This is a genomic window from Micromonospora sp. IBHARD004 (assembly GCF_052814115.1).
This window is the reverse complement of record NZ_CP199934.1, coordinates 5956920-5981384: the sequence shown is the minus strand read 5'-3', so window position 1 is coordinate 5981384 and position 24465 is coordinate 5956920. Positions and strand designations below refer to the sequence as shown.

24 protein-coding genes are annotated in these 24465 nt (G+C 73.6%); 12 read left to right on the top strand and 12 right to left on the bottom strand.

The annotated features are described in order from the left end of the window. The first annotated feature begins 22 nt into the window (after positions 1–22). From rimI to ACTWO6_RS29045, 3 genes are read left to right on the top strand one after another with little or no spacing between them, the layout of a single operon-like run. The gene (rimI, locus tag ACTWO6_RS29055) at positions 23–475 is read left to right on the top strand and encodes a ribosomal protein S18-alanine N-acetyltransferase (protein ID WP_446216901.1); all 453 of its coding nucleotides are present in this window, start codon (positions 23–25) and stop codon (positions 473–475) included. 5 nt (positions 476–480) lie between these two features. Then, positions 481–1527, top strand: a complete 1047-nt coding sequence (gene tsaD / locus ACTWO6_RS29050; protein ID WP_446216899.1) for a tRNA (adenosine(37)-N6)-threonylcarbamoyltransferase complex transferase subunit TsaD — start codon at positions 481–483, stop codon at positions 1525–1527. A 31-nt stretch (positions 1528–1558) separates the two neighbouring features. Further along, positions 1559–1813, top strand: a complete 255-nt coding sequence (locus ACTWO6_RS29045) for a hypothetical protein (RefSeq protein WP_130340010.1) — start codon at positions 1559–1561, stop codon at positions 1811–1813. Positions 1814–1845: 32 nt separating this feature from the next. Here ACTWO6_RS29045 and ACTWO6_RS29040 read toward each other — a convergent pair whose 3' ends face one another. Together ACTWO6_RS29040 and ACTWO6_RS29035 are read right to left on the bottom strand one after the other, a co-directional pair. Beyond that, positions 1846–2160 (bottom strand): hypothetical protein, encoded by a 315-nt coding sequence (locus ACTWO6_RS29040; protein ID WP_446216898.1) that lies wholly within the window; start codon positions 2158–2160, stop codon positions 1846–1848. Between the two features lie 8 nt (positions 2161–2168). Further along, positions 2169–2555 (bottom strand): YbaB/EbfC family nucleoid-associated protein, encoded by a 387-nt coding sequence (locus tag ACTWO6_RS29035; RefSeq protein ID WP_446216897.1) that lies wholly within the window; start codon positions 2553–2555, stop codon positions 2169–2171. 189 nt (positions 2556–2744) lie between these two features. Between ACTWO6_RS29035 and ACTWO6_RS29030 the strand changes: the two genes are divergently transcribed. Then, on the top strand, positions 2745–4451 hold the full coding sequence (locus tag ACTWO6_RS29030; RefSeq protein WP_446216896.1) for an ABC transporter ATP-binding protein: 1707 nt from the start codon (positions 2745–2747) through the stop codon (positions 4449–4451). After that, positions 4448–6196, top strand: coding sequence for an ABC transporter ATP-binding protein (locus tag ACTWO6_RS29025; protein ID WP_446216895.1), 1749 nt, complete (start codon positions 4448–4450; stop codon positions 6194–6196). Before ACTWO6_RS29030 ends, ACTWO6_RS29025 begins: the two co-directional genes overlap by 4 nt. A gap of 78 nt (positions 6197–6274) precedes the next feature. Here ACTWO6_RS29025 and ACTWO6_RS29020 read toward each other — a convergent pair whose 3' ends face one another. The 7 genes from ACTWO6_RS29020 to ACTWO6_RS28990 all read right to left on the bottom strand — a co-directional run bounded on the left by ACTWO6_RS29020 (position 6275) and on the right by ACTWO6_RS28990 (position 13649). Beyond that, positions 6275–7012 carry a DUF4142 domain-containing protein gene (locus ACTWO6_RS29020; protein WP_446216894.1) on the bottom strand — a complete coding sequence of 246 codons (738 nt, stop codon included), beginning with the start codon at positions 7010–7012 and terminating at the stop codon, positions 6275–6277. 130 nt (positions 7013–7142) lie between these two features. Beyond that, the gene (locus ACTWO6_RS29015; protein WP_446216893.1) at positions 7143–8321 is read right to left on the bottom strand and encodes an ROK family protein; all 1179 of its coding nucleotides are present in this window, start codon (positions 8319–8321) and stop codon (positions 7143–7145) included. An 8-nt stretch (positions 8322–8329) separates the two neighbouring features. Beyond that, positions 8330–9592 carry a sugar ABC transporter permease gene (locus tag ACTWO6_RS29010; RefSeq protein ID WP_446216892.1) on the bottom strand — a complete coding sequence of 421 codons (1263 nt, stop codon included), beginning with the start codon at positions 9590–9592 and terminating at the stop codon, positions 8330–8332. Further along, positions 9589–10395 (bottom strand): ATP-binding cassette domain-containing protein, encoded by an 807-nt coding sequence (locus tag ACTWO6_RS29005; protein ID WP_446216891.1) that lies wholly within the window; start codon positions 10393–10395, stop codon positions 9589–9591. Before ACTWO6_RS29005 ends, ACTWO6_RS29010 begins: the two co-directional genes overlap by 4 nt. 135 nt (positions 10396–10530) lie before the next feature. Continuing rightward, on the bottom strand, positions 10531–11622 hold the full coding sequence (locus ACTWO6_RS29000) for a sugar ABC transporter substrate-binding protein (protein WP_446216890.1): 1092 nt from the start codon (positions 11620–11622) through the stop codon (positions 10531–10533). A 318-nt stretch (positions 11623–11940) separates the two neighbouring features. After that, positions 11941–12420 carry a Cys-tRNA(Pro) deacylase gene (ybaK, locus tag ACTWO6_RS28995; RefSeq protein ID WP_446216889.1) on the bottom strand — a complete coding sequence of 160 codons (480 nt, stop codon included), beginning with the start codon at positions 12418–12420 and terminating at the stop codon, positions 11941–11943. Positions 12421–12464: 44 nt separating this feature from the next. Then, positions 12465–13649 carry a THUMP-like domain-containing protein gene (locus tag ACTWO6_RS28990; RefSeq protein ID WP_446216888.1) on the bottom strand — a complete coding sequence of 395 codons (1185 nt, stop codon included), beginning with the start codon at positions 13647–13649 and terminating at the stop codon, positions 12465–12467. 291 nt (positions 13650–13940) lie between these two features. Between ACTWO6_RS28990 and groES the strand changes: the two genes are divergently transcribed. The 3 genes from groES to ACTWO6_RS28975 all read left to right on the top strand — a co-directional run bounded on the left by groES (position 13941) and on the right by ACTWO6_RS28975 (position 17724). Further along, positions 13941–14255 (top strand): co-chaperone GroES, encoded by a 315-nt coding sequence (groES, locus tag ACTWO6_RS28985; protein ID WP_109802944.1) that lies wholly within the window; start codon positions 13941–13943, stop codon positions 14253–14255. Between the two features lie 70 nt (positions 14256–14325). Next, a complete protein-coding gene (gene groL / locus ACTWO6_RS28980; protein WP_446216887.1) occupies positions 14326–15966 on the top strand; it encodes a chaperonin GroEL in 1641 nt (546 codons plus the stop codon). A gap of 123 nt (positions 15967–16089) precedes the next feature. Beyond that, positions 16090–17724 (top strand): molybdopterin-dependent oxidoreductase, encoded by a 1635-nt coding sequence (locus ACTWO6_RS28975; protein ID WP_446216886.1) that lies wholly within the window; start codon positions 16090–16092, stop codon positions 17722–17724. Here the strand turns inward: ACTWO6_RS28975 and ACTWO6_RS28970 are convergent. Continuing rightward, entirely contained in the window at positions 17711–17899 is a 189-nt protein-coding gene (locus ACTWO6_RS28970; RefSeq protein ID WP_446220808.1) for a helix-turn-helix domain-containing protein, read from the bottom strand. The genes ACTWO6_RS28975 and ACTWO6_RS28970 overlap by 14 nt on opposite strands. 198 nt (positions 17900–18097) lie before the next feature. Next, on the bottom strand, positions 18098–18481 hold the full coding sequence (locus tag ACTWO6_RS28965) for a WhiB family transcriptional regulator (RefSeq protein ID WP_446216885.1): 384 nt from the start codon (positions 18479–18481) through the stop codon (positions 18098–18100). 254 nt (positions 18482–18735) lie between these two features. Here ACTWO6_RS28965 and ACTWO6_RS28960 point away from each other — a divergent pair, with 254 nt between their 5' ends. After that, on the top strand, positions 18736–19536 hold the full coding sequence (locus ACTWO6_RS28960) for a response regulator transcription factor (RefSeq protein WP_446216884.1): 801 nt from the start codon (positions 18736–18738) through the stop codon (positions 19534–19536). A gap of 37 nt (positions 19537–19573) precedes the next feature. Here ACTWO6_RS28960 and ACTWO6_RS28955 read toward each other — a convergent pair whose 3' ends face one another. Next, positions 19574–19984 (bottom strand): DUF5319 domain-containing protein, encoded by a 411-nt coding sequence (locus ACTWO6_RS28955; protein ID WP_446216883.1) that lies wholly within the window; start codon positions 19982–19984, stop codon positions 19574–19576. 196 nt (positions 19985–20180) lie between these two features. Between ACTWO6_RS28955 and guaB the strand changes: the two genes are divergently transcribed. From guaB to ACTWO6_RS28940, 3 genes are all read left to right on the top strand, one after another. Continuing rightward, positions 20181–21743 carry an IMP dehydrogenase gene (gene guaB / locus ACTWO6_RS28950; RefSeq protein WP_446216882.1) on the top strand — a complete coding sequence of 521 codons (1563 nt, stop codon included), beginning with the start codon at positions 20181–20183 and terminating at the stop codon, positions 21741–21743. Positions 21744–21771: 28 nt separating this feature from the next. Further along, positions 21772–22890 (top strand): GuaB3 family IMP dehydrogenase-related protein, encoded by a 1119-nt coding sequence (locus tag ACTWO6_RS28945; RefSeq protein ID WP_238454922.1) that lies wholly within the window; start codon positions 21772–21774, stop codon positions 22888–22890. A 113-nt stretch (positions 22891–23003) separates the two neighbouring features. Then, a complete protein-coding gene (locus ACTWO6_RS28940; protein ID WP_446216881.1) occupies positions 23004–24392 on the top strand; it encodes a M1 family metallopeptidase in 1389 nt (462 codons plus the stop codon). The last annotated feature ends 73 nt before the right edge of the window (positions 24393–24465 follow it).

Genomic DNA, 24465 nt, shown 5'->3' with positions numbered 1-24465 from the left:
AGTCGCGAACCGAGGTGACACCGTGAGCGCGGTACGGCTGAGCCGGTTCCGCTGGTGGCACATCGACCAGGTGCTGCCGATCGAGGCGGACCTCTTCGGCGTCGAGCAGTGGTCCCCGGCGATGTTCTGGAACGAGCTGGCCAGCGGGCACCACTACCTGGTCGCCACCGACGACGCCGGAGAGCTGTTGGGCTACGCCGGGCTCACCGTGGCGCCGCCCGACGAGGCCTGGGTGCAGAACATCGCGGTCCGCCGGGACGCCCAGCGCCGGGGCGTCGGCCGGCTCCTGCTGGAGGCGCTGCTGGCCGAGGCGGCCCGGCGCGGTGCCCGCAGCACCCTGCTGGAGGTCGCGGCCGACAACGGACCGGCCCAGCGGCTCTACGCCACCTACGGCTTCGAGCCGATCGGGGTGCGGCGCGGCTACTACCAACCGAGCAACACCGACGCGCTGGTCATGCGGCGCAACGAGGACTGATGAGCATGGCTGACGAACCCCTGATCCTCGGCATCGAGACCTCCTGCGACGAGACCGGCGTGGGCATCGTGCGCGGGCACACCCTGCTCGCCGACGCGCTGGCCTCCAGCGTCGAGGAGCACGCCCGGTTCGGCGGCGTGGTGCCCGAGGTGGCCAGCCGGGCCCACCTGGAGGCGATCGTGCCGACCATGGACCGGGCCCTCGCCGAGGCCGGGGTGACCATCGCCGACATCGACGCGATCGCGGTCACCTCCGGTCCCGGCCTGGCCGGCGCGCTGCTGGTCGGCGTGGCCGCGGCCAAGGGCTACGCCGTCGCCGCCGAGAAGCCGGTGTACGGGGTGAACCACCTCGCCGCGCACGTCGCCGTGGACACCCTGGAACACGGGCCGCTGCCCGAGCCGGCGATCGCCCTGCTGGTCTCCGGTGGGCACTCCTCGCTGCTGCTCATCGACGACCTGGCCCGCGGGGTGACCCCGCTCGGCTCGACCATCGACGACGCCGCCGGTGAGGCGTTCGACAAGGTGGCCCGGCTGCTCGGGCTGCCCTTCCCGGGCGGGCCGTGGATCGACCGGGAGGCCCGGGCCGGCGACGCCGGGGCCATCGGCTTCCCGCGCGGCCTCACCGCCGCCAAGGACCTCGCCGCCCACCGGTACGACTTCTCGTTCTCCGGCCTGAAGACGGCGGTGGCCCGCTGGGTGGAGGCGCGGCAGCGGGCCGGCGAGCCGGTGCCGGTGGCCGACGTGGCCGCGTCGTTCCAGGAGGCGGTCTGCGACGTGCTGGTCGGCAAGGCGCTGGACGCCTGCCGGACGAACGGCGTCGAGACGCTGGTGATCGGTGGGGGAGTGGCGGCCAACTCCCGGCTGCGGGCGATGGCCGAGCATCGCGCGGCGAAGTACGGCATCCGGGTCCGGGTGCCGCGCCCGAAGCTCTGCACGGACAACGGCGCGATGGTCGCCGCGCTCGGCTCGCACCTGGTCGCCTCGGGCGTCGCGCCGAGCCGCCTCGACCTGCCCGCCGACTCCGCCATGCCGCTGACCGTGGTCAGTGTCTGACGTGCCGCCCGCCGCTGACGAGAGGGACGACGTGATCGTACGGATGTGGGAGGCACGCGCCGAGCCGTACGGCTTCGCCGACCTGATCACCTGGGTCTGCGACACCGCCCTGCCCGAGTTCGAGCACGACCCGCTGCACCTGTCCAGCGAGGTCTTCTCCTCCACCGACCACCGGTTGGTGGTGATCTCCAAATGGCGGAGCAACCCCCGGGACCTGCCGGAGCCGCCGATGCGGCTGGTGGCCCGCCCCCCGCACGCCTGGGACTTCACCCAGGTCGACCGCTGACCGACAGCCGGCGGCAGTTCGAGACCCACCGGTCAGGCTCCCAGCCGCCCGTGCAGCGAGGTGAAGAGCGCGTCGGACTGCTGGTCGGCCTCGACCACCTGCTGCGCCCAGTCGGCCAGCCCCTCGGCGGCGGTGATCAGCAGCTGCACGTGCGAGCCGTACGTCTCCAGCGCGTGCGACAGCACCGCGGTGTACGCCGCGCCGAAGACCGTCCCCGGCTCGTCGGCGCCCCACGGGTTCTGCGTGGTCACGGTGGCCTCCAGGGCACCGAGGCCGGTCTCCAGCTCCACCGCCACCCCGGCGATCTGCTGGGCCGCCCCGGCCAGCACCTCCGGCTCGGTGTGCATCGGCTTCATCATCGCGGCGCCGCCCCGCCCATCCGGTCCAGCCGGTCCGCGATCTGCTGCGCGGTGGCGGTCAGGTCGTCGAGCCGGCGCTGCGCGCCGAATCCGAGGTCGTTGAGGAGCGGACCGAGCCCCTGCGGCAGCGTCACCGGCTGCGCGGCGAGCTGCTCCTGCAGGGCGGCCTGGAGCGCGGCGCGGGCGGTGCCGAACGCCTCGCGGATCGCGGCCGCCAGGTCCTCGGAGGGCAGCCGCATGACCCGCGGGTCGAGGTCGAGGGCGATCAGGTCGCCGGTGCCGTCCAGCTCGACGTGCACCAGGCCACCGGCCCCGTCGCCGGAGCCCCGGGCGGCGGTGAGGCGGCCCAGCGGGCCGTCCGGTCGGTCGTACTGGTCGGTCACGCGGCCACCCCGTTCCCGGTCGACTGTGGAGGGACCCGGACCCGCCGCGCCCCGCCGAAAGCCTAGCGACCACGGGCGAGCGGGGTCGTCCCGCCGTCCTCGTCGTCGGTGCGACCTGCGTCGCAATGGCGCTGACCGGCGGGAATTCGGATGCGGGGGGCCGTCCCGGCCGCCTAGCGTCGGGGCGTCATGCGCTTCTCACCGGCCGGCGATCCCGGCGTCCCCGACGACCGGTCCGCCACCCGTTACCTGGTGTGGCTGGCCGGTCGGCACCCGTTCCTCTTCGGCTCCGGCATCGCGCTCGGCATCGTCTGGATGGTCGCCCAGGCGCTGATGCCGGCCGCCGTGGGCCGGGCGGTCGACGCCGGCCTCGCCCACCGTGACCCGGACGCCCTGCTGACCTGGGGCGCCGTGCTGCTGGGGCTGGGCGTGCTCCAGGCGGCGGCCGGCATCCTGCGGCACCGCTGCGCGGTGCACAACTGGCTGGCCGCCGCGTACCGGACCGTGCAGGTCACCGTCGGGGCCACCAACCGGCTGGGCGCCGCGCTGCCCCGCCGGGTCGCCGCCGGCGAGGTGGTCAGCATCGGTACGGCCGACATCGAGCACATCGGCAGCGCCATCGACATCACCGCGCGGGGCACCGGCTCGATCGTCGCCATCGCCACCGTGGCGGTGATCCTGCTGGACGCCTCGGTGCCGCTCGGGCTGGTGGTGGTGCTCGGCGTGCCGCTGCTGATGGGTCTGGTCGGGCTGCTGATCCGGCCGTTGCACCGGCAGCAGCAGGCGTTCCGGGACTCGGAGGGGCGGCTGACCGCCCGGGCCGGCGACATCGTCTCCGGGCTGCGGGTGCTGCGCGGCGTGGGCGGCGAGCCGGTGCTCTCCGCGCGGTACCGGACGCAGTCCCAGGCGCTGCGCGCCGACGGTCTCCGGGTGGCCCGGGTCGAGTCGCTGCTGGAGTTGGCGCAGGTGCTGCTCCCCGGCGCGTTCGTGGTGCTGGTGACCTGGCTCGGCGCCCGGTTCGCGCTGCGCGGCGAGATCAGCGCCGGCCAGCTCGTCGCCTTCTACGGCTACACCGCCTTCCTGATCAGCCCGCTGCGCAACCTGACCGAGGCGGCCGACAAGCTGACCCGGGGGCACGTCGCCGCCCGGCGGGTGGTCCGGCTGCTCCGGCTCACCCCGGAGCTGGTCGACCCGGCCCGCCCGGCGGCGCTGCCCGCCGGCCCCGGTGAGCTGGTCGACGTGCAGTCCGGGCTGATGCTGCGCCCCGGCCGGTTCACCGCGCTGGCCGCCGCCGACCCGGAGGACGCGGCAGCGATCGCCGACCGGCTCGGCCGGTACGTCGACGGGGACGTGACGCTGCACGGCGTACCGCTGCGGGACCTGACGGTGGCGACGGTGCGCGAGCGGATCCTGGTGGCCGACAACGACGCGCACCTTTTCACCGGCCCGCTCCGCGCGGAGCTGGACCCGCACGACGCGGCCGACCGGGCCGCCGTCGAGGCGGCGCTGGTCGCGGCGAGCGCGACGGACATCGTGGCCGCCCTGCCCGATGGGCTGGACGGCCGGGTGGCCGAGCGGGGCCGGGAGTTCTCCGGCGGGCAGCGGCAGCGGCTGCGGCTGGCCCGGGCGCTGGTCGCCGACCCGGAGACGCTGGTGCTGGTGGAGCCGACCAGCGCGGTGGACGCGCACACCGAGGCGCGGATCGCCGACCGGCTCGGCGCGGCCCGGCGCGGCCGGACCACCCTGGTCTGCACCACCAGCCCGCTGATGCTGGGCCGGGCCGAGCACGTGGTCTTCGTGGAGGACGGCAAGGTGGTGGCCGAGGGCCGGCACGACGAGCTGCTCGCCGCCGAGCCGCGGTACGCGGCCACGGTCAGCCGGGAGGAGGAGCGATGAGCAACGCGTTGCCCGTCGCCGACGCCGACCAGGTGCGCCGGTACGCGCGCACGCTGGTCCGCCGGCACCCGCGCGGCCTGGCCGGGGCGCTCGGCCTGCACGCGGTCGCCGCGGCGGCCGGCCTGGTGGCGCCGCGGCTGCTGGGCGACCTGGTGGAGGGGATCTCGCGCGGCGTGTCGGCGGTCACCGTCGACCGGGTCGCGCTGGCCATCGCGGCCTTCGTGGTCGTCCAGTCGGTGCTGGTCCGGTTCGCGCACCTCGCCTCGGCCCGGCTCGGCGAGCGGGTCCTGGCCGAGCTGCGGGAGGACTTCGTCGACCGGGTGCTCGCCCTGCCGCTGTCGACGGTGGAGCGGGCCGGCACCGGTGACCTGCTCACCCGGACCTCGCGGGACGTCTCGGCGCTGTCCCGGACGGTCCGGTTCGCGGTGCCGGAGACGCTGATCGCGGTGGTGACCGTCGCGCTGGTCCTCGGCGCGCTGCTGCTGACCGGCCCGCTGCTGGCGCTGCCCTGCCTGCTCGCGGTCCCGGTGCTCTGGGCCGGCACCCGCTGGTACCTGCGCCGGGCGCCGGCGGGTTACCTGCGGGAGAACGCCGCCTACTCGGACATCACCGACGGGATCAGCGAGACGGTGGAGGGGGCGCGGACCACGGAAACGCTGCGGCAGCAGGCCCGCCGACGGGCCCGCAGCGACGCCGACATCCGCCGGTCGTACGCCGCCGAGCGCTACACCCTCAACCTGCGTACGGTCTTCTTCCCGGTCGCCGAGATCGGGTACGTGGTGCCGGTGGTCGCCACCCTGGTGGTCGGCGGCTGGTTCCATCTGAAGGGCTGGGCCAGCCTCGGTCAGGTCACCGCGGCCACCCTCTACGTGCAGCAGCTGGTCGACCCGATCGACCGGCTGCTCTCCTGGCTGGACGAGCTCCAGGTCGGGGGCGCCTCGATGGCCCGCCTGCTCGGGGTGGCCGTCGACGGGCCGTCGGCGCCGGCGACGCCCGCCGGGTCCGCGCCGGCGGACGGGGAGCGGCGGCTCGCCGCCCGGGACGTCCGGTACGCCTATCGGGAGGGGCACGACGTGCTGCACGGGGTGACCCTGGTGCCGCGGCCGGGGGAGAAGCTGGCCATGGTCGGCCCGTCCGGCGCGGGGAAGTCCACCCTGGGTCGGCTGCTGGCCGGGGTGCACGCGCCGCGCTCGGGTTCGGTGACGGTGGACGGCCGGCCCCTGGCCGAGCTGCCCCTGGCCGAGCTGCGCACCCACGTCGCGCTGGTCAGCCAGGAGCACCACGTCTTCATCGGCACCCTGGCGGAGAACGTGGCGATGGTCCGGCCGGAGGCGGGCGACGCCGAGGTCCGGGCCGCGCTGGCGGCCGTCGACGCGCTGGGCTGGGCGGAGGCGCTGCCGGAGGGGCTGGCGACGCCGGTCGGCTCGGGCGGGCATCCGCTCTCCCCGGCGCAGGCGCAGCAGCTCGCGCTGGCCCGGCTGGTCCTCGCCGACCCGCACACCCTGGTGCTGGACGAGGCGACCTCGCTGATCGACCCGCACGCCGCCCGGGAACTGGAACGCTCCCTCGCCGCCGTGCTCGAGGGGCGAACGGTGATCGCGATCGCGCACCGGCTCTTCTCGGCGCACGACGCGGACCGGGTGGCGGTGGTCGAGGACGGCCGGATCACCGAGCTGGGCTCGCACGACGAGCTGGTCGCGGCGGGCGGTTCCTACGCCGCCCTGTGGCGGTCCTGGCACGGCTGACGGACGCCGCAGCCCCCGCCCTGGGGCGGGGCTGCGGCGACGGCGCTTCGGGGCGGGCTGCGGCGCCCGCGCCGGGGGTCAGCTGCGGCGCAGGATGCGGTACGTCGCGATGCCGCCGGTGCCGAGGGCGGCGAGGAAGACCAGCCAGACCACGGTGGTGCTGACCTCGGGGCCGCGACCACCGACGTTGGCGGCGGCCGCGGCGACCAGCGAGTCGCTCTGCGCCGGGGGCAGCGCGGCGGGCGGCAGCTGCTGCCAGCGGACCAGCCCGGTGCTCTCCAGCATCGCCATGTGGTCGGAGACGAACTTGTTGGCCTCGTCGGCGAGCTTTCGCACGGTGGCGTCCCGGGTGCTGGCCCGGACCGCCCCGATCACCGGGAAGATCTTGCCGTGGGCGACCCGGAGCCGGGTGACGAAGATCTGGTCGAACCGGGCGCCGGTCGCGTTCTGCATCTCGCCCAGCCACCCCTTCTGCTCGGCGGTCGGGTCGGTCGGCAGGGTGGCGCCCAGCTTGTTGGCGGCGTCCACCACGAGCTGGTCGAGGACGCCGTGCTGCCGGGAGATCTCCGCCCCGATCTGGCGTACCCGCGCCGACTGGCCCTTCTCGGCGGCCATCTGCCCGGCGGGCATCTCCCAGAGCCCGGCCAGCCGTACGCCGTTGAGCAGGGTCATGTCGGCGGCGTTCAGCTGCGCGCCGGGCGCGGCCACGGCCACCCCCGGGAGGACGCCGAGCCCCGCGACGAGAGCGATGAGCAGCAGCGCCACCCGGTGGGCCCGGTGCGCTGGCCGGCGGCGTGCGGATTCCAGCGGTGCCATCGTTGCGGTGCCTCCTCGGTCCGGACCGGACGCGTGTGTCGCGGACGGCCGCACCCACCGGCCGCCCGTCCGGACACTGGTACGGATCACCGAGCCGATCAGTTCACCGGCCGGGTCGTGGCCCGCCCCGTCAGGCCTCCAGCGGGTCGGCGAGCAGCCGCTCGAAGGCCAGTTCGGCCGCCCCGACCAGGGCGGCGTCGCGCCCCAGCTGCGGGGTACGCAGCCGGACGTGCTCCAGGCACGCCGACAGACCCACCGAGTTGAGCCGGCTGCGCACCTGCGCCGCCGCCGCGAGGTAGAGGTCCCGCATCGTCCCCCCGAAGATCACCATCTCCGGGTTGAAGATGTTGACCAGGTTCCCCACGCCGAAGCCCAGCCAGTCGCCGACCTGCCGCACCGCCGCCTGGGCCCGCGCGTCCCCCCGGTCGGCGGCGTCGATCACCGCGAGCACCGCCTCCCGCCCGGAGGCCGCCGGGCGGCCGGCGGCGTGCAGCAGTGCGAACTCGCCGACCTCGGTCTCCCAGCAGCCGCGCGACCCGCACTCGCAGGGTGACCCGTTCCGGTTGACCACCATGTGGCCCACCTCGCCGCCGTAGCCGCCGTGCCCGGTCAACCGGCGCCCGCCGGCGATGATGCCGGCGCCCACGCCGACGTCCCCGTACAGGTAGATGACGTTGTCGCGCCCGGCCGCGGCGCCGCGGGCGTGTTCGGCGAAGGCGCAGACGTCGGCCACGTTGGCCACCACGACGGGCGTCTCCGTGCCGAGCTCGGCGGCCAGGGTGGCGCCGATCGGCTCGTTCACCCAGCCCGTGTGGGGGCTGAGCCGGACCAGGCCGTCGTCGCGGCGCACCATGCCGCAGACCGCGATCCCGGCCCCGACGCAGATCGTCCCCGGTGGCACCGCCGGTTGCATCTCCTTGAGCGCCCCGGCCAGCAGCGGCGCGGTCTCCGCCGCGACCAGACCGCGCGGCCGGCCCAGCTCACGCCGGTCGAGTACGACGCCACCGAGCCCGACCCGGGCGGCCTGCAACCGGTCCACCTCGATGCTGAACGCCCACGCGTGGACCCGGGCGGACTCGGGCCGGACGACCAGCGACGGTCGCCCCGCCCGCCCCCGCTGCTTCGGGGTCGCCTCGCTGACCAGGCCGGCGCTGGCCAGGTCCGCGGTCAGCGCCCCGATCGTGCTGCGGTTGAGCCCGAGGGCGGTGGTGAGCTCGGCCCGCGACATCGCTCCGTGGACGTGGACGTAACGCAGCAACGCGCCGAGATTCTGCCGCCGAATCTCCTCCTGGCTCGGGCCCGCGCGCATGACCGGGCTCAGCGGTTTCCGGTGGCGAGGGCCCGGCGCCGGGACAGCGCGTCGACCCCGGCGGCGAGCAGCAGCACCAGCCCGGTGAAGAGGTACTTGACCCCGGAGCTCGCATCCATCAGGCCCATGCCGTTGTCGATGACCGCCACCACCGCGCCGCCGAGCACCGCGTCGACCACCCGACCCTTGCCGCCGAAGAGGCTGGTGCCGCCGATCACCGCCGCGCCGACCGCGTAGAGCAGCACGTCGCTGCCGCCGGTGCGGGCGTCCACCGAGCTGAACCGGCTGGCCGCCACGATGCCGCCCACGGCGGCCATCGAGGAGCAGACCACGAAGACCGAGATCCGGATCCGGTCGACGCTGATGCCGGCCCGGTGGGCCGCCTCCCGGTTCCCGCCCACCGCGTAGATGTGCCGCCCGTACGCAGTGCGGGACAGGACGAAGCTCAGCGCGACGAGCAGCACCCCGACCAGCGGCACGACGATCGGCATGCCGCGGTTCGAGCTGATCAGGCTGTTCAGGCTGCGTTCCATGTTGAGCACGTACACCCCGACGCCGACGACGACGGCGAGGCTGCCGATCCGGATCAACACCATCGACATCGGATCGGTCGTCAGGTCACGGGCCCGGCGGTTGCGGTACCGGAGCAGCTGGGTGGCGGCGTACCCGCCGACGGCGGCGGCGGCCAGCAGCCAGCCGACCAGCGGCGGCAGGTTCCGGTTCTCGATGGCGACGATGGGGGCGGCCTGGACGGAGACGTTGGTGCCGCCCTTGATCAGCATCAGCATGATGCCCTGGAAGGCGAGGAACGCGGCGAGCGTGACCACGAAGGACGGTATGCCGACCTTCGCCACCAGGAAGCCCAGCACCAGCCCGATGGCCGCGCCGGTGGCGAGCGCGGCGAGGGTGGCCACGTACCACGGGTACCCCTGCAGGGTCAGCAGGTTGGCCAGCACGGCCGCGCAGACCCCGCTCGCGAAGCCGGCGGAGAGGTCGATCTCCCCCACCAGCAGGACGAACACCAGCCCCATCGCGATCAGTACGACGGCCGCTCCCTGGGTGAACAGGTTCGCGAAGTTGCCGGCGGTGAGGAAGTTCGGCCGCAGGACCGAGAAGAACACGCAGAGCACGACCAGACCGAGGATCGCCGGCAGGGCGCCCATCTCGCCGCCCCGGAGGCGGGCGAGGTAGCCGCGGACGTGGGCGCCGAGGCCGGCGCGCGGGACGGTCGTCCCCGTCTCGACGTGGGCCAGTTCAGCTTGGGTGATCATTTCTCGGCCCCCATCGTCCCGGTGCTCCGGTAACCGCTGTCGTTCGTGGTGGCCGTTCCGAGCGAGCCACTGCGCCCCGACGTGATCAGCTCGACCACCTGGGCGTGCGTGACGTCGGTGGTCCGGACCTGGGCGACCATCTGACCGAGGTAGAGCGTCGCGATCCGGTCGGAGACGGCGAAGACGTCGTTCATGTTGTGCGAGATGAGGACGACGGCCAGCCCGTTGTCGGCGAGCCGCCGGACCAGTTCGAGGACCTGGGCGGTCTGGGCCAGGCCGAGGGCCGCCATCGGCTCGTCGAGGATGACCAGCCGACTGTTCCAGAGCACCGCCTTGGCGATCGCCACCGTCTGTCGTTGGCCGCCGGAGAGGCTGGACACGTGCTGCCGCAGCGAACTGATCGTCCGGATGGACAGCCCGGCGAGCGTCTTGGCGGCCAGTTCCTCCATCGCCGGCTCGTCGAGGACGAGGCCCGAGCGCCGTTCCCGGCCGAGGAACATGTTCTGCACGATGTCGAGGTTGTCGCAGAGCGCGAGATCCTGGTAGACCACGTCGATGCCGAGGCCGGCGGCGTCCCGGGGGCCGTTGACGGTCACCGGCCGGCCCTCGAAGAAGAACTCGCCGGCGTCGGTGCCGTAGATGCCGCTGATGCACTTGACCAGCGTCGACTTTCCGGCTCCGTTGTCGCCGACGAGCGCGGTCACCTGGCCCGGATGCACCGAGAAGGCGACGTCGCGGAGCACCTGCACGGGGCCGAAGCTCTTGTCGACGCCACGCAGTTCCAACAGGGGTGTCTCGGACACGGGTGTCTCCTTCGGTGGGTGTCCGAATGGCGGGTGCCCGCCGGCCGGGCCGTGCGGTAGGAAATCCTGCCGTACGCGCCCCGGCGCGGCGGTTGCGGTGTCCGGCCGTCCGGCCGTCCGCCCGGTCCGGTCGGCTCAGCCGATGCCGGCCTGGGCGCACAGTGCGGCGTACTTCGGGGTGCACACGGCCGCCTTGTCGACGTAGCCGTCCGCGATGACGTTCTTCACGGTCTCCTTGGTGATGGCCTGGGCGCCCAGCAGCACGGCGGGGACCTTCCGGTTGCCCTGGGGGTCGTGGAAGGTCTGCTCGGTCTTCTTCTTCTCGCCCCTGGCCAGCGCGATCGCCAGGTCGGCAGCCGCCTCGGCCTCCGTCCTGACCGGCTTGTACACCGTCATGCACTGGTCGCCGGAGAGGATGTGCTGCAGGGCCTGGACGTCGGCGTCCTGGCCGGTGACCGGGACCTTGCCGTTGAGCTTGTTCTTGGCCAGCACGGAGATGACGGCGTTGGCGAGCCCGTCATTGGCGGCGACGACGGCGTCGATCCGGCCGTTAGTCTGGGTCAGCATCTGCTCGAAGATCGTGCCGCCGGTGGTGTTGTTCCACTCGGGCACCGACTGGTCGGGGCCCTTGAGGTACTCCTTCGCGTCGTACCTCGGCTGGAGGACCGAGTCGTAGCCCTCCTTGAACTGGGCCGCGTTGTTGTCGGTCGGCGAGCCGTTGAGCTCGGCGACCGTCGGGTTCCGCACGCCCTTGTCGGCGAGGCACTTGACCAGGCCCTCGCCCTGGAGCCTGCCGACCGCGACGTTGTCGAAGCTGACGTAGTACTGCGCGGAACCGCCCAGTGTGGGCCGGTCGTAGTCGATGGTCGCGACGCCCTTCTGGGTCGCCTTGTCCAGGACCGCCTTCCCGGTGCCCGAGTCGAGATTGGTGATCATCAGCGCGGTCACCCCATTCGTGATCATCTGTTCCGCGATGGTCACGAATCGCGCCTTGTCGTTCTGGGCGTTCTGGATGTCGTAGTCCACCCCGGCCGCCTTGAACGCGGCCTCCAGGTATCTGCGGTCCGCGGTCTCCCACCGGTTCGACGAGGCGCTGTCGGGCAGGATGACGCCGATCTTCGGCTTCGGGCGGCTCGCGGTGCCGTCAGCGGAGTCGTTGCCGCAGGCGGTGAGGTTCCCCGCGGTCAGCAGGCCGATCGCGGCGACGGTGAGGATCCCTCTGCGCATTCTGCACGGTTCCTTTCAAGGGGGACGGAACTCGAGGGGAACGTGGTGGGTGGGGAGTGCGCCGGTGAGCCGCGGTCCCGCACCGCCAGCGATTTGTTGTTCCGGGCAACGTATTGTTCGCCGCTCGGGCGCACAAGACCGTAAAGGTCAGCGGTTTGTTGTCGCCAGTAACAATTCGGCAACGCGGCTGACATTCAGTTCACTCACCCGTCCCCGCAGGTGTGGCGCGCTGACCGCGGAATTGATCCGAGTGGGGAATGCCACCGGCGTGGACATCGGCGACGAGAGAATAGTTCGGCGCGGTCGTCGCGCTCCCGGTCAGCGAGCGGCGAGCGGGGCGGTCACCGCGGCGGTCAGGGCGATCAGGTCCGTGGGGCTCAGCTGGAGCTGGAGCCCGCGGCGCCCCGCGGAGACGTACACGGTCGGGTGGTCCAGCGCCGAGGCGTCCACCACGGTCGGGAGGCGCTTGCGCTGGCCGAGCGGGCTGATGCCGCCGCGGACGTACCCGGTGGCCCGCTCCGCCACCGTGCGGTCGGCCATGGTCGCCCGCTTGCCGCCGACCGCGGCGGCCAGGGCCTTGAGGTCCAGCTCCCCGGTGACCGGCACGACCGCCACGGTGAGGCCGCCGTCCACCTCGGTGACCAGGGACTTGAAGACCCGCTCCGGCGGCACCCCGAGCGCCGCCGCCACCAGGGCCCCGTAGTTCGGCGCCTCGGGGGAGACGTCGTACGGGTGCGTGCTGTGGGTGATCTTCCGCTTCGCGAGCAGCGCGGTCGCCGGAGTGCCCTGTCCCGCCATGCCGACAAGCTAACCCGGACCCGGCCGGGCGGGCGAGCCGGAATTCAGGCGGGCACCGGCTGGCCGACGAGCACGGTGGGCGCGCCGGCCACCCGGGTCAGCACCAGGCTCGCCGCCGCGTCGCCGGCGAGCTTCAGGTCCCGGCGCAGCTTCTCCGGTTCCAGCGCCGAGCCGCGCTTGAGGATCTCCACCCGGCCGACCCGGCGCTCCCGGAGCAGGGCGCGCAGCCGCTTGAGCGAGAACGGCAGCACGTCGGTCACCTCCAGGCAGCGGGCGTACGGGGTGCGGACCGGGGAGTCGGCGTACAGGTAGGCGATGCTCGGGTCGGCCAGGGTGGCGTCCAGCTCCCCGGCCAGCTCGGCGACCAGGTGCGCGCGGACCACCGCCGGGTCCGGGTCGTACAAGAATTGGCGGGCCGGTCCGACCGGGGCCTCCGCCGCGCCGGAGCCGGTCAGCACGTGCGGGGTGCCGCCGCGCAGCAGGGTGGCCCGGCGGGGGACCTCGGCGAGCCGGCCGCACCAGAGCGCCGCCTCCACCAGGTCGCCGTCCACGCTGACCCACTCCGCCTCGGCGCCGGCCGGGATCAGCGCGTGGTCCAGCCCGGGGGCCACCTTGACCACGGTGTGCGGCACCCGCTCGGCGAGCCCGGTGACCAAGTCCCACGGCGGCGAGTAGGAGTTCGGGTCGAAGATCCGCCGACCGGTGGCGCTCCGCCGGGCCGGGTCGCAGAAGACCCCGTCCACCCGGCTGACGTCGAAGGCGGTCGCGTCGCCGCACTCCACCGTGAACGCGTCGGCCAACCCCGCGGCCTCGGCGTTGGCGGCGGCCATCGCGGCGGTCACCGGGTCGGCCTCCACGCCGTACACCCGGATCCCGGCGCGGGCGGCGGCGAGCGCGTCCGCGCCGAGGCCGCAGCCCAGGTCGGCCAGGGTGCGCACCCCGGCGGCGCGCAGCCGTGCGGCCCGTCGGTCGGCGACCACCCGGCGGGTGGCCTGTTCCAGCCCGGCCCGGGTGAGGAACATCCCCGCGGCGGCCGGCCCGAACTTGCCGGCGGCGCGGCGGCGCAGCTCGGCCTGGGTGAGCGCGGCGGCGGCCAGCCCGGCCGGCACCCCGGCCGAGCGGAGCGCGGCGGCCGCCGCCAGCGGGTCGCCGCCGGCCACCTCGGTGGCCGCCGCGAGCGCGGCCGACCCCTCGGGGGTACGCAGCGCGGCCAGCTGGTCGAGATCCACCGTGCCATTCTCCCCGCCCACCCGCGCGGATCGGCCGGTCGGGGCCCCCGCACCCGAGATCGATCATGCTCGTGGGGGCGACGCGCTGGCACTCTCCTTGACGGAGTGCTAGCCGAGGAATAACCTGCGATTAGCACTCTCCCATCGAGGGTGCCAGCTTCCGGGCCTCGGCCCGGGCGCTGAACGCCAGGCGGACCGGCACCCGCGACGACGGCCCCGCCCGGTGGCATGTGGCAGATTGACGCCGTTCGGCCAGCCGTTCGGCAACGAAACCAAGTACCCCAGGAGGGTATGCCCGTGACTACCGCGACCAAGGTTGCGATCAAGCCGCTCGAGGACCGGATCCTGGTCCAGGCGAACGAGGCTGAGACCACCACGGCGTCGGGCATCGTGATCCCCGACACCGCCAAGGAGAAGCCGCAGGAGGGCACCGTCCTCGCTGTCGGCCCGGGCCGCATCGACGACAAGGGCAACCGGATCCCGGTTGACGTGAAGGTCGGCGACACCGTCATCTACTCGAAGTACGGCGGCACCGAGGTCAAGTACGCCGGCGAGGAGTACCTGGTGCTCTCCGCCCGCGACGTCCTCGCGGTCATCGAGAAGTAAGCAACCGATCAGTGTCGTTGCCCCGGTCCGGCTCGCCGGGCCGGGGCGACGTCGCTTCGAAGGGACATTCATGGCGAAGATCCTGAGCTTCTCGGACGACGCCCGACACCTGCTCGAGCACGGTGTCAACGCCCTCGCGGACACGGTCAAGGTCACCCTCGGCCCGCGCGGGCGCAACGTCGTCCTGGACAAGAAATTCGGTGCGCCGACGATCACCAACGATGGCGTGACCATCGCCAAGGAGATCGAGCTCACCAACCCGTACGAGAACCTCGGCGCGCAGCTGGTCAAGGAGGTGGCGACCAAGACCAACGACATCGCCGGCGACGGGACCACCACCGCGACCGTGCTGGCCCAGGCGATGGTCCGCGAGGGCCTGCGCAACGTGACCGCCGGCGCCAACCCGGCCGGCCTCAAGCGGGGCATCGACGCGGCGGCCGCCAAGGTCTCCGAGGCGCTGCTCGGCCGGGCCGTCGAGGTCGCCGACCGGGAGTCGATCGCGCACGTCGCGACGATCTCCGCGCAGGACGCCACCATCGGCGAGCTGATCGCCGAGGCGATGGAGAAGGTCGGCCGCGACGGTGTCATCACCGTCGAGGAGGGCTCCGCGCTCACCACCGAGCTGGAGGTGACCGAGGGTCTCCAGTTCGACAAGGGCTTCATCTCGCCGAACTTCGTCACCGACGTGGAGGGGCAGGAGTCGGTCCTGGAGGACCCGTACATCCTGATCACCACGCAGAAGATCTCGGCGATCGAGGAGCTGCTGCCGCTGCTGGAGAAGGTTCTCCAGAACAACAAGCCGCTCCTGATCATCGCCGAGGACGTGGAGGGCCAGGCCCTGTCGACGCTGGTGGTCAACGCCATCCGCAAGACCCTCAAGGTCTGCGCGGTGAAGGCCCCCGGCTTCGGTGACCGTCGCAAGGCGATGCTCCAGGACATGGCGATCCTGACCGGCGCCGAGCTGGTCGCGCCCGAGCTGGGCTACAAGCTCGACCAGGTCGGCCTCGAGGTGCTGGGCACCGCCCGGCGCGTGGTGGTCGACAAGGAGAACACCACCGTCGTCGACGGTGGCGGCCAGGCCTCCGAGGTCGCCGACCGGGTCGCCCAGATCCGCAAGGAGATCGAGGCCTCGGACTCCGAGTGGGACCGGGAGAAGCTGGCCGAGCGGCTGGCGAAGCTCTCCGGCGGCATCGCGGTCATCAAGGTGGGCGCGGCGACCGAGGTCGAGATGAAGGAGCGCAAGCACCGCATCGAGGACGCGATCGCCGCGACCAAGGCCGCGGTCGAGGAGGGTACGGTCCCGGGCGGCGGCGCCGCCCTGGCCCAGATCCTCCCGGTGCTCGACGACGACCTCGGCTTCACCGGTGACGAGAAGACCGGCGTCTCGATCGTGCGCAAGGCGCTGGTCGAGCCGCTGCGCTGGATCGCCCAGAACGCCGGCCACGACGGCTACGTGGTGGTGCAGAAGGTCGCCGGCAAGGAGTGGGGCAACGGCCTCGACGCCGCCGCCGGCCAGTACGTCGACCTGGTCAAGTCCGGCATCATCGACCCGGTGAAGGTGACCCGCAACGCGGTCACCAACGCCGCGTCGATCGCCGGCCTGCTGCTCACCACCGAGAGCCTCGTGGTGGAGAAGCCGGAGAAGGCCGAGCCGGCCGCCGCCGGCGGCCACGGCCACGGCCACGGCCACCAGCACGGCCCGGGCTTCTGACCCGACGCCGTACGGACGACGTCAGGGCACACCGTCACACCGACGGTGTGCCCTGACCCGTATCTGGTTACGGAACGCTGACGTCGCTACCGGTCCGGCCCGGTGATCGACAAGACTGGTCCGATGACCACCACGTCCCGCGGGTACGCCGCGCTGGCCGGGATCACCGCCGCCGCGGTGGCGATCGGCGCCGCCGAACCGGTGGCCGTCCTCACCGGCGCCCGTTCCGCACCGCTGATCGCGGTCGGCGGGCTGATCGTCGACGTGGTGCCCGAGACCCTGAAACAGTTCGCCATCTCGCTCTTCGGCACCCACGACAAGATCGCCCTGCTGGTCGGGACGGCCCTGCTGCTCGCGGCGTTCGCCGCGGTGCTCGGCGTGCTGGCCGCCCGCCGGCTCTGGATCGGGCTGGCCGGCATCGCCGCCTTCGCCGCCCTCGGGGTGGCCGCCGCGCTGACCCGGGCCGGCGCGAACGGCTTCGACGCGCTCCCCTCGCTGGTCGGCGCTGCGCTCGGCGCGCTGGCCCTCTGGCTGCTCCTGGCCGGACCGCTGCAACCGGAGCTCTGGTCGTGGTCGTCGCCGAAGGCTGAGCCGGCGTCCACCGAGGCGGGGCCGGTGGCGCCGGTCGCCGGGCCGCGCGTGCCGGACGGACACCCGCAGGCGCGACCCGCCGCCGGGGAAGAGGTCGATCCGGAGGGGCGGCGGCGCTTCCTGACCGGCGTCGGCGTGATGATGGGTGCGGCGGCCGTGGCCGGCCTCGGCGGGCACTGGCTGGCCGGCCGGCGGGGCGTCTCGGCGGCCCGGCAGGCCGTCGCGCTGCCCACCCCGTCGGCCGCCGCGCCGGCGGTGCCGGCCGGCGCCGACCTCTCGCTGGCCCAGCTCGCCCCCTACGTGACCCCGAACTCCGGCTTCTACCGGATCGACACCGCGCTGGTGGTGCCGCAGGTGGACCCGGTGACCTGGCGGCTGCGCATCCACGGCCGGGTCCGCAACCCGATCGAGCTGAGCTTCGCCGACCTGCTCGCCCGGCCGATGGTGGAGCGGTACGTCACCCTGGCCTGCGTCTCCAACGACGTCGGCGGGGAACTGATCGGCAACGCGCGCTGGCTGGGCGTACCGATCAAGGAGCTGCTCGACGAGGCCGAGCCGGAGGAGGGCGCCGACCAGGTGGTCGGCCGCTCGGTCGACGGCTGGACCTGCGGCACCCCCACGGCGGTGCTGCGGGACGGGCGGGACGCGCTGCTCGCGGTCGGGATGAACGGGGAGCCGCTGCCGGTCGAGCACGGCTTCCCGGTGCGGATGGTGGTGCCCGGGCTCTACGGCTACGTCTCGGCCTGCAAGTGGGTCACCGAGCTGGAGCTGACCAGCTTCGCCGACTTCGACGCGTACTGGGTGCCGCGCGGGTGGTCGGCGCAGGGGCCGATCAAGACGCAGTCGCGGATCGACGCGCCCCGGTCGCGCAACCGGCTCACCGCCGGTCCGGTCGTGGTCGCCGGCGTGGCCTGGGCCCAGCAGCGGGGCATCCGCAAGGTCGAGGTACGCGTCGACGACGGGCCCTGGCGGGAGGCGACGGTCGCCCCGACGGTCTCGGTGGACACCTGGGTGCAGTGGTCCTGGCGCTGGGACGCCACCCCGGGCGAGCACAGCCTCCAGGTGCGGGCCACGGACGCCGACGGCGTCACCCAGACGGCGGAGCGGCGGCCGGTCGAGCCGGACGGCGCCACCGGCTGGCACACCGTCAAGGTCACCGTCCGCTGACCGGGAAGGCGGGCCTGGTGGCCCGCCGGCGGTGGTCATACCGATCAATCGGGGCATTTGGGGGCCAGTCGCCGCTAACCTGATGCCGTGGTGGCACGGCGGGCTGACTCACGTGCAACCGCCGCGCGGCCCCGGAGAGGCTCCCTTCCTCGACGACCGTGACGAACGCCCGCATTTCCCGCAGCTCCACCCGTCCATCACACCACGCGTACCCATGGCCACCGCGTGGGAAGCCGGCCGCACGGCGGGCGGCCCCGACCGGTCTTCTCGGCAGGGCCGCCCACGAGACTTCCCGCGGACCCGGGAGAAACCTCGACGCCGCGCCCCGGTGGGGGCGCGGCGTCGGATGTCGGTGTCGTCGAGGCGGATCGGGTCAGGCGATCTTGCGCTGGTCCGGGACGGTCGACTTGTGCGGCCGGCCGAGGCGGGCCTCCAGCCGGTCGACGTCGACCCGGCTCTGCCGGCGGTCGGCCAGGTCCTCCCAGCCCAGGGCGAGCAGCCGCAGCCGCTCGGACTCGCTGAACCCGCCCCACACGCCGTACGGCTCGCGGACCGAGAGGGCGTGCGCGGCGCACTCGGCGCGTACCGGGCAGGCCCGGCAGACGGCCTTGGCGCCGGACTCGCGGCGCAGCCGCGACGAGCCGCGCTCGCCGTCCGGGTGGAAGAACTGGGCGCTGTCCCGGCCCCGGCAGGCACCGAGCCGCTGCCAGTCCCAGAGATCGACGATGGGTCCGGGCAGTCTACGTACGTTCGACATCAGCACCCCTCCTCCCGCGCGGCACCGCGGAGAATCCTTCATGGCCAGCAACCGGGCGGCGGTCCGCGCAGGCGCACCGTTTCCGGCCTGGCGTCTCGGTACCCGGGCTTTCCCGCGCTCACACATCTGTGATCGAAAACCTCGGACAACTAGCGGCATATGCCCTATCTGTCGGAAAAGTTAGGATGATTGCCCCGAACCTCCTCGCGACGCGACCCGGCCATGGTCTGCTCTGAGGCGGAGAGGAGACCACTGTGCGTACCGTTCTCGTGTGCGTTCGGACACCGACCGCGGCCCAGCAGCTGACCTCCGCGGCGGCCCGACTCGGGCTGTCCGCGATCGTCCGGACCGCCGTCTCCGATCCCGAGGTGATGCTGCGGCTCGCCGAGCGTCCGGTGGACGTCGTGCTCGCCGACACCGCGCTCACCCGGCCGGACAGCGCCGGCTTCGTGCGCCGGGTGCTCGCCCGGGCGCCCCAGGCGGCGGTGCTGCTGCTCGGCGCCGAGGAGTCGGAGGCGGCCGCGGCCACCATCAGCGCCGGGGCCCGGGGGCTGATCCAGGGCGTCGACCACGACCTCACCAGCGCGGTCGCGAAGGCCCTGCTGCTGCTCGCCGCGCCCGGGCGGCCGGCCCGGAACCGGGTCACCGACCCCGCCCGGGACGCCGCGGCCGTCGGCGGGCCGGTACGGCCCGCGCCGGCGCGGGCGACACCCGGCTGGACGACGACCCCGGGCGAGGGGACCGGCGGCGTGCCGACCGTGGTGCCGGTGCAGCGTGGCGACGACGAGGCCGAGCCGGAACCCGCGCCGCCGAGCGGTCACCAGCGCTCCGGGGCCGGGACGCGCACCGGCCGGAACCCCGTCGGGCTCACCGAACGGGAGCTCCAGGTGCTGCTCGGCATGGCCGAGGGGAAGAGCAACGCGGAGATCGGCCGGGAGCTGTTCGTCTCCGAGGACACCGTCAAGACCCACGCCCGGCGGCTCTTCCGCAAGCTCGGCGCCCGGGACCGGGCGCACGCCGTGGCCGCCGGCTTCCGCGCCGGACTGGTCGCCTGAGTCGCCCCAGCGCCGGTGGACCCGGCCGGCGCGCCGCTCAGGCCTCCGAGGAGTCGTCCTCCTCGGTGCCCTCGGTCAGCGTGTCGTGCACCCCGTCGGCGTAGCCGCGGGCGTAGTCCCAGGTGACGTAGTGGTCCGGGTCCGGGTCGTAGGCCGGCTCGTGCACCCGGGGCCGACCGGAGCTGAGCAGGTGGCGCAGGTTGCCCCGGAGCAGGTCCCAGTCGAAGTAGTGCGGCTCGCGGCAGTCCTCGCACTCGATGACCAGCCCGCGCACCCCGATCGGCGCCAGCAGGGCCTGGTAGATCTCCAGGTCGGCGAGATCCTCCAGGACGTCCTGACGCTCGACCTCGGTCAGCGGGTCCAGCGGGTCGTCCTCGCGCGGATCCTGCAGGCCGGCGGTCGGATCGGCCGGGTCGCCGTTGAACGGGTCGATGGGCTCGTCGTGCACCCCCTCACCGTAGTCCCAACCGGCGGGGGAAGTCCGCCCCCGGCGCTCACGGTGGCGCCGCTCATCCGCGCCGCCACTACCGGGGCCGGCCCAGCTCAATGGGTACGATGAAGCGACGCGCCGTCACTCCGGCGTGCGTCGGTGCCCGCGCGCGCCGCCTCGCTGAAGCCCGTCCGACCAGCTCAGGAGAGCAATCGTGGAAAATTCGCCCAGCACCGATCTTCCGGCCGGCGCCGACAACGGCGAGCTGGGCGGTCACCTGCCGGAGCTGCCCGCCGGCTCGGCGCGGGTGGTGCCGCTCGGGCTGACCTTCGACGACGTGCTGCTCCAGCCGGGCGAGTCGGACGTCGTGCCCAGCCGGGTGAACACCCGGACGCGGCTCACCCGCAACATCGAGCTGACCGTGCCGCTGCTCTCCAGCGCGATGGACACCGTCACCGAGGCGCGGATGGCGATCGCCATGGCCCGGCAGGGCGGCATCGGCGTGCTGCACCGCAACCTCTCCCTCGAGGACCAGGCGCTCCAGGTCGACCTGGTGAAGCGCTCCGAGTCCGGCATGATCACCAACCCGGTCACCGCCTGCCCGGACGACACCCTGCGGGAGGTCGACGAGCTCTGCGGGCGGTACCGCATCTCCGGCGTGCCGGTGGTCGACGCCGACGGCGGGCTGGTCGGCATCGTCACCAACCGCGACATGCGCTTCGTCTCCGACCCGGCCACCCCGGTCCACGAGATCATGACCCGGACGCCGCTGATCACCGCCCCGGTCGGGGTGAGCAAGGACGACGCGCTCGACCTGCTGCGCCGGCACAAGGTGGAGAAGCTGCCGATCGTCGACGGCTCGGGCCGGCTGCGCGGCCTGATCACCGTCAAGGACTTCACCAAGAGCGAGCAGTACCCGAACGCCACCAAGGACTCCGCCGGCCGCCTCCGGGTCGCCGCCGCGGTCGGGGTCGGCGAGGACGCGTACAAGCGGGCCCGCACCCTGGTCGACGCGGGCGTGGACGTGCTCATCGTGGACACCGCGCACGGGCACCAGCGGGCCGTGCTGGACATGGTCCGCCAGCTCAAGAAGGACGTCGCCATCGACATCGTCGGCGGCAACGTCGCCACGTACGCCGGGGCGAAGGCACTGGTCGACGCGGGCGCCGACGGCGTCAAGGTCGGTGTCGGGCCGGGCGCGATCTGCACCACCCGGATCGTCGCCGGCGTGGGCGTACCGCAGATCACCGCGATCATGGAGGCGGCCCGGGCGGCCCGGCCGGCCGGCGTGCCGGTCATCGGCGACGGCGGCATCCAGTATTCGGGCGACATCGCCAAGGCCCTGGTGGCCGGCGCCGACACGGTGATGCTCGGCAGCCTGCTGGCCGGCTGCGAGGAGAGCCCCGGCGAGCTGATCTTCATCAACGGCAAGCAGTACAAGGCGTACCGGGGGATGGGCTCGCTCGGCGCGATGCAGTCCCGCGGCCAGGGCAAGTCCTACTCCAAGGACCGCTACTTCCAGCAGGACGTGCTCGCCGAGGACAAGCTGGTCCCCGAGGGCGTCGAGGGCCAGGTGCCCTACCGGGGCCCGCTCTCCGCGGTCGCCCACCAGCTCATCGGCGGGCTGCGGGCCGCGATGGGCTACGTCGGCGCGGAGAGCATCCCCGAGCTGCACCGGCGTGGCCAGCTCATCCGGATCACCGCGGCCGGGCTCAAGGAGAGCCACCCGCACGACATCCAGATGACGGTCGAGGCGCCCAACTACCACTCCCGCTGACCATCACCCCCAAACACCTGGAGTCCCCATGCGTGACGTGGTCGAGATCGGGCTGGGCAAGACCGCGCAGCGCGGCTACCACCTGGACGACATCGCCATCGTGCCGAGCCGCCGCACCCGGGACGTCGACGACGTCTCGACCGCCTGGCAGCTCGACGCGTACCAGTTCGGCATCCCCTGCGTCGGGCACCCCTCCGACGCGACGATGAGCCCCTCGTCCGCGGTCCGGCTCGGCCAGCTCGGCGGCCTCGGCGTGCTCAACGTCGAGGGCCTCTGGACCCGGTACGAGAACCCGGCCAAGGTGCTGGAGGAGCTGGCCGGCCTCGACGAGGACGCCCGCGCCACCAAGCGGCTCCAGGAGGTGTACGCCGAGCCGATCCGCCCGGACCTGATCGCCGAGCGGGTCCGTGAGCTGCGGGCCGGCGGCGGCACGGTGGCCGTCCGGGTCTCCCCGCAGCACACCCTGGCGCTCGCCCCGGTGATCCTCGACGCCGGCGTGGACATCCTGGTCATCCAGGGCACCATCGTCTCCGCCGAGCACGTCTCCACCACCGACGAGCCGCTCAACCTGAAGGAGTTCATCGCCGACCTCGACCTGCCGGTCATCGTCGGCGGCTGCACCGACTACAAGACGGCGCTGCACCTGATGCGGACCGGCGCGGCCGGCGTGATCGTCGGCATCGGCGGCGACGACTGGTCCACCACCGAGTCGGTGCTCGGCATCCGGGTGCCGATGGCCACCGCGATCGCCGACGCGGCGGCGGCCCGCCGCGACTACCTCGACGAGACCGGTGGCCGGTACGTGCACCTGATCGCCGACGGTGACATCCAGACCTCCGGCGACATCGCCAAGGCGCTCGGCTGCGGCGCGGACGCGGTGATGCTCGGCGAGGCGCTCTCGCTCTGCGAGGAGGCCCCCGCCGGCGGCGCCTGGTGGCACTCGGCGGCCAGCCACCCGTCGCTGCCCCGTGGCGCGTTCGAGGTGGCCGGCGAGCCGCTCGGCTCGATGGAGCGGCTCCTCTTCGGCCCGGCCGACGAGCCGGACGGCCAGCTCAACCTCTTCGGCGGCCTGCGCCGGGCGATGGCGAAGTGCGGCTACCGCGACCTCAAGGAGTTCCAGAAGGTCGGCCTCGTCCTCGACCGCTGACCCCATCCCGCCGTCGATCATGGAGGTGTGGTTCCCGGATCGCCCCGGTTCTTCCGGTTCGTCATCCGCCACAACTCCATGATCGACGCGGGCTGCCGGCCTAGGCTCGGCTGGTGAGGTGGTGGCGGGCTGGATTGGCGGCCGTGCTTGGGGCGGGGCTGCTGGTCGGGGGGTGCACCGAGGACGGGCGGTACCGCGCCGGGGCGGCGGAGGTGGGGGATCCGTACGTGCCGGGGGCGGGCAACGGCGGGTACGACGTCGCGCACTACCGGCTGAAGATCCGCTACGACCCGGGCAGCGACCGGCTCACCGGCGAGGCGACGGTCACCGCCACCGCCACCGCCGGACTCTCCCGGTTCAACCTCGACCTCGCCGGCCTCACCGTCGACCGGGTACGCGTCGACGGCGCGCCCGCGCGACACCGCCGCGACGGCAACGAACTCGTCGTCACCCCCGCCCACGGTCTGCCGTCCGGGAAGTCCTTCACCACCGAGGTGGCCTACGCCGGTGTGCCGCAGCCGCTCTCCATCGGCGAGCTGGGCAGCGGCGGCTTCCAGGCCACCGGGGACGGCGCGATCGCGCTCGGCCAGCCGGAGTCGGCGAGCACCTGGTTCCCGGTCGACGACCACCCCTCCGACAAGGCCACCTACGACCTCGAGGTGACCGTCCCTGACGGGCTCGCCGCGCTGAGCAACGGGGTGCTGCGGTCCCGGGCGAGCCGGGACGGCTGGACCACCTGGAGCTGGTCCGAGGGCTCGCCGATGGCCAGCTACCTGACCACCCTGGTGATCGGAAACTACCGGGTGTCGACCGGTACCCACGCCGGGAAGCCGATGGTCACCGCGGTGGCCGCCGGGCTGCCGGCGGACGGGCCGGCCGCCGCCTCGCTCGCCCGCACCGGCGAGATCGCCGACTTCCTGGCCGGCCGCTTCGGCCCGTACCCGTTCGACGCGTACGGCGGCATCGCGGTCGCCGACGAGCGCATCCGGTACGCCCTGGAGACCCAGTCCAGGCCGGTCTACGGGCCGGGCTTCTTCCGCGGCGGCCGGCCCGACACGGAGGTGGTCGCGCACGAACTGGCCCACCAGTGGTTCGGCGACAGCGTCTCGGTGGCCCGGTGGAGCGACATCTGGCTCAACGAGGGCTTCGCCACGTACGCCGAATGGCTGTGGGCCGAGCACGACGGCGGCCGCACCGTGGCGCGGGCCTTCGCCACCGAGTACGCGGTCACCGACTGGACCCGACCGTCGCTCGACCCGGGCCGGCCGGCGATGTTCGGCGACGCCGTCTACCAGCGGGGGGCGCTGGCCGTGCACGCGCTGCGCCGCGCGGTCGGCGACGACGCCTTCTTCCGCATCCTGAGCGGCTGGACGACCGAGCGTCGGGACGGCACCGCCACCACCGCCGACTTCGTCGCGTACGCCGAACGGGTCGCCGGCCGGCCGCTGCGCGCGCTCCTCGACGCCTGGCTCGTCGGCGGCACCGCGCCCGCCCTGCCGTGACACCGACCCGCGCGCCGCTCGGTAGGCTGCCGCGGGCGGTGCGGCCGGGCCGGGCCGCCGGCGGGCGTTCCCG

What these genes read in the sequence shown, in the direction of transcription:
- ACTWO6_RS28965 (WP_446216885.1), bottom strand. Translation starts at nt 18,481, where the DNA reads ATGTCGAACGTACGTAGACTGCCCGGACCCATCGTCGATCTCTGGGAC.
- ACTWO6_RS29040 (WP_446216898.1), bottom strand. Translation starts at nt 2,160, where the DNA reads ATGCACACCGAGCCGGAGGTGCTGGCCGGGGCGGCCCAGCAGATCGCC.
- ACTWO6_RS29015 (WP_446216893.1), bottom strand. Translation starts at nt 8,321, where the DNA reads ATGCGCGCGGGCCCGAGCCAGGAGGAGATTCGGCGGCAGAATCTCGGC.
- ACTWO6_RS29010 (WP_446216892.1), bottom strand. Translation starts at nt 9,592, where the DNA reads ATGATCACCCAAGCTGAACTGGCCCACGTCGAGACGGGGACGACCGTC.
- ACTWO6_RS29030 (WP_446216896.1), top strand. Translation starts at nt 2,745, where the DNA reads ATGCGCTTCTCACCGGCCGGCGATCCCGGCGTCCCCGACGACCGGTCC.
- ybaK (WP_446216889.1), bottom strand. Translation starts at nt 12,420, where the DNA reads ATGGCGGGACAGGGCACTCCGGCGACCGCGCTGCTCGCGAAGCGGAAG.
- ACTWO6_RS29025 (WP_446216895.1), top strand. Translation starts at nt 4,448, where the DNA reads ATGAGCAACGCGTTGCCCGTCGCCGACGCCGACCAGGTGCGCCGGTAC.
- groL (WP_446216887.1), top strand. Translation starts at nt 14,326, where the DNA reads ATGGCGAAGATCCTGAGCTTCTCGGACGACGCCCGACACCTGCTCGAG.
- ACTWO6_RS28945 (WP_238454922.1), top strand. Translation starts at nt 21,772, where the DNA reads ATGCGTGACGTGGTCGAGATCGGGCTGGGCAAGACCGCGCAGCGCGGC.
- tsaD (WP_446216899.1), top strand. Translation starts at nt 481, where the DNA reads ATGGCTGACGAACCCCTGATCCTCGGCATCGAGACCTCCTGCGACGAG.
- ACTWO6_RS28970 (WP_446220808.1), bottom strand. Translation starts at nt 17,899, where the DNA reads ATGCGGGCGTTCGTCACGGTCGTCGAGGAAGGGAGCCTCTCCGGGGCC.
- ACTWO6_RS29020 (WP_446216894.1), bottom strand. Translation starts at nt 7,012, where the DNA reads ATGGCACCGCTGGAATCCGCACGCCGCCGGCCAGCGCACCGGGCCCAC.
- ACTWO6_RS29000 (WP_446216890.1), bottom strand. Translation starts at nt 11,622, where the DNA reads ATGCGCAGAGGGATCCTCACCGTCGCCGCGATCGGCCTGCTGACCGCG.
- ACTWO6_RS28975 (WP_446216886.1), top strand. Translation starts at nt 16,090, where the DNA reads ATGACCACCACGTCCCGCGGGTACGCCGCGCTGGCCGGGATCACCGCC.
- groES (WP_109802944.1), top strand. Translation starts at nt 13,941, where the DNA reads ATGCCCGTGACTACCGCGACCAAGGTTGCGATCAAGCCGCTCGAGGAC.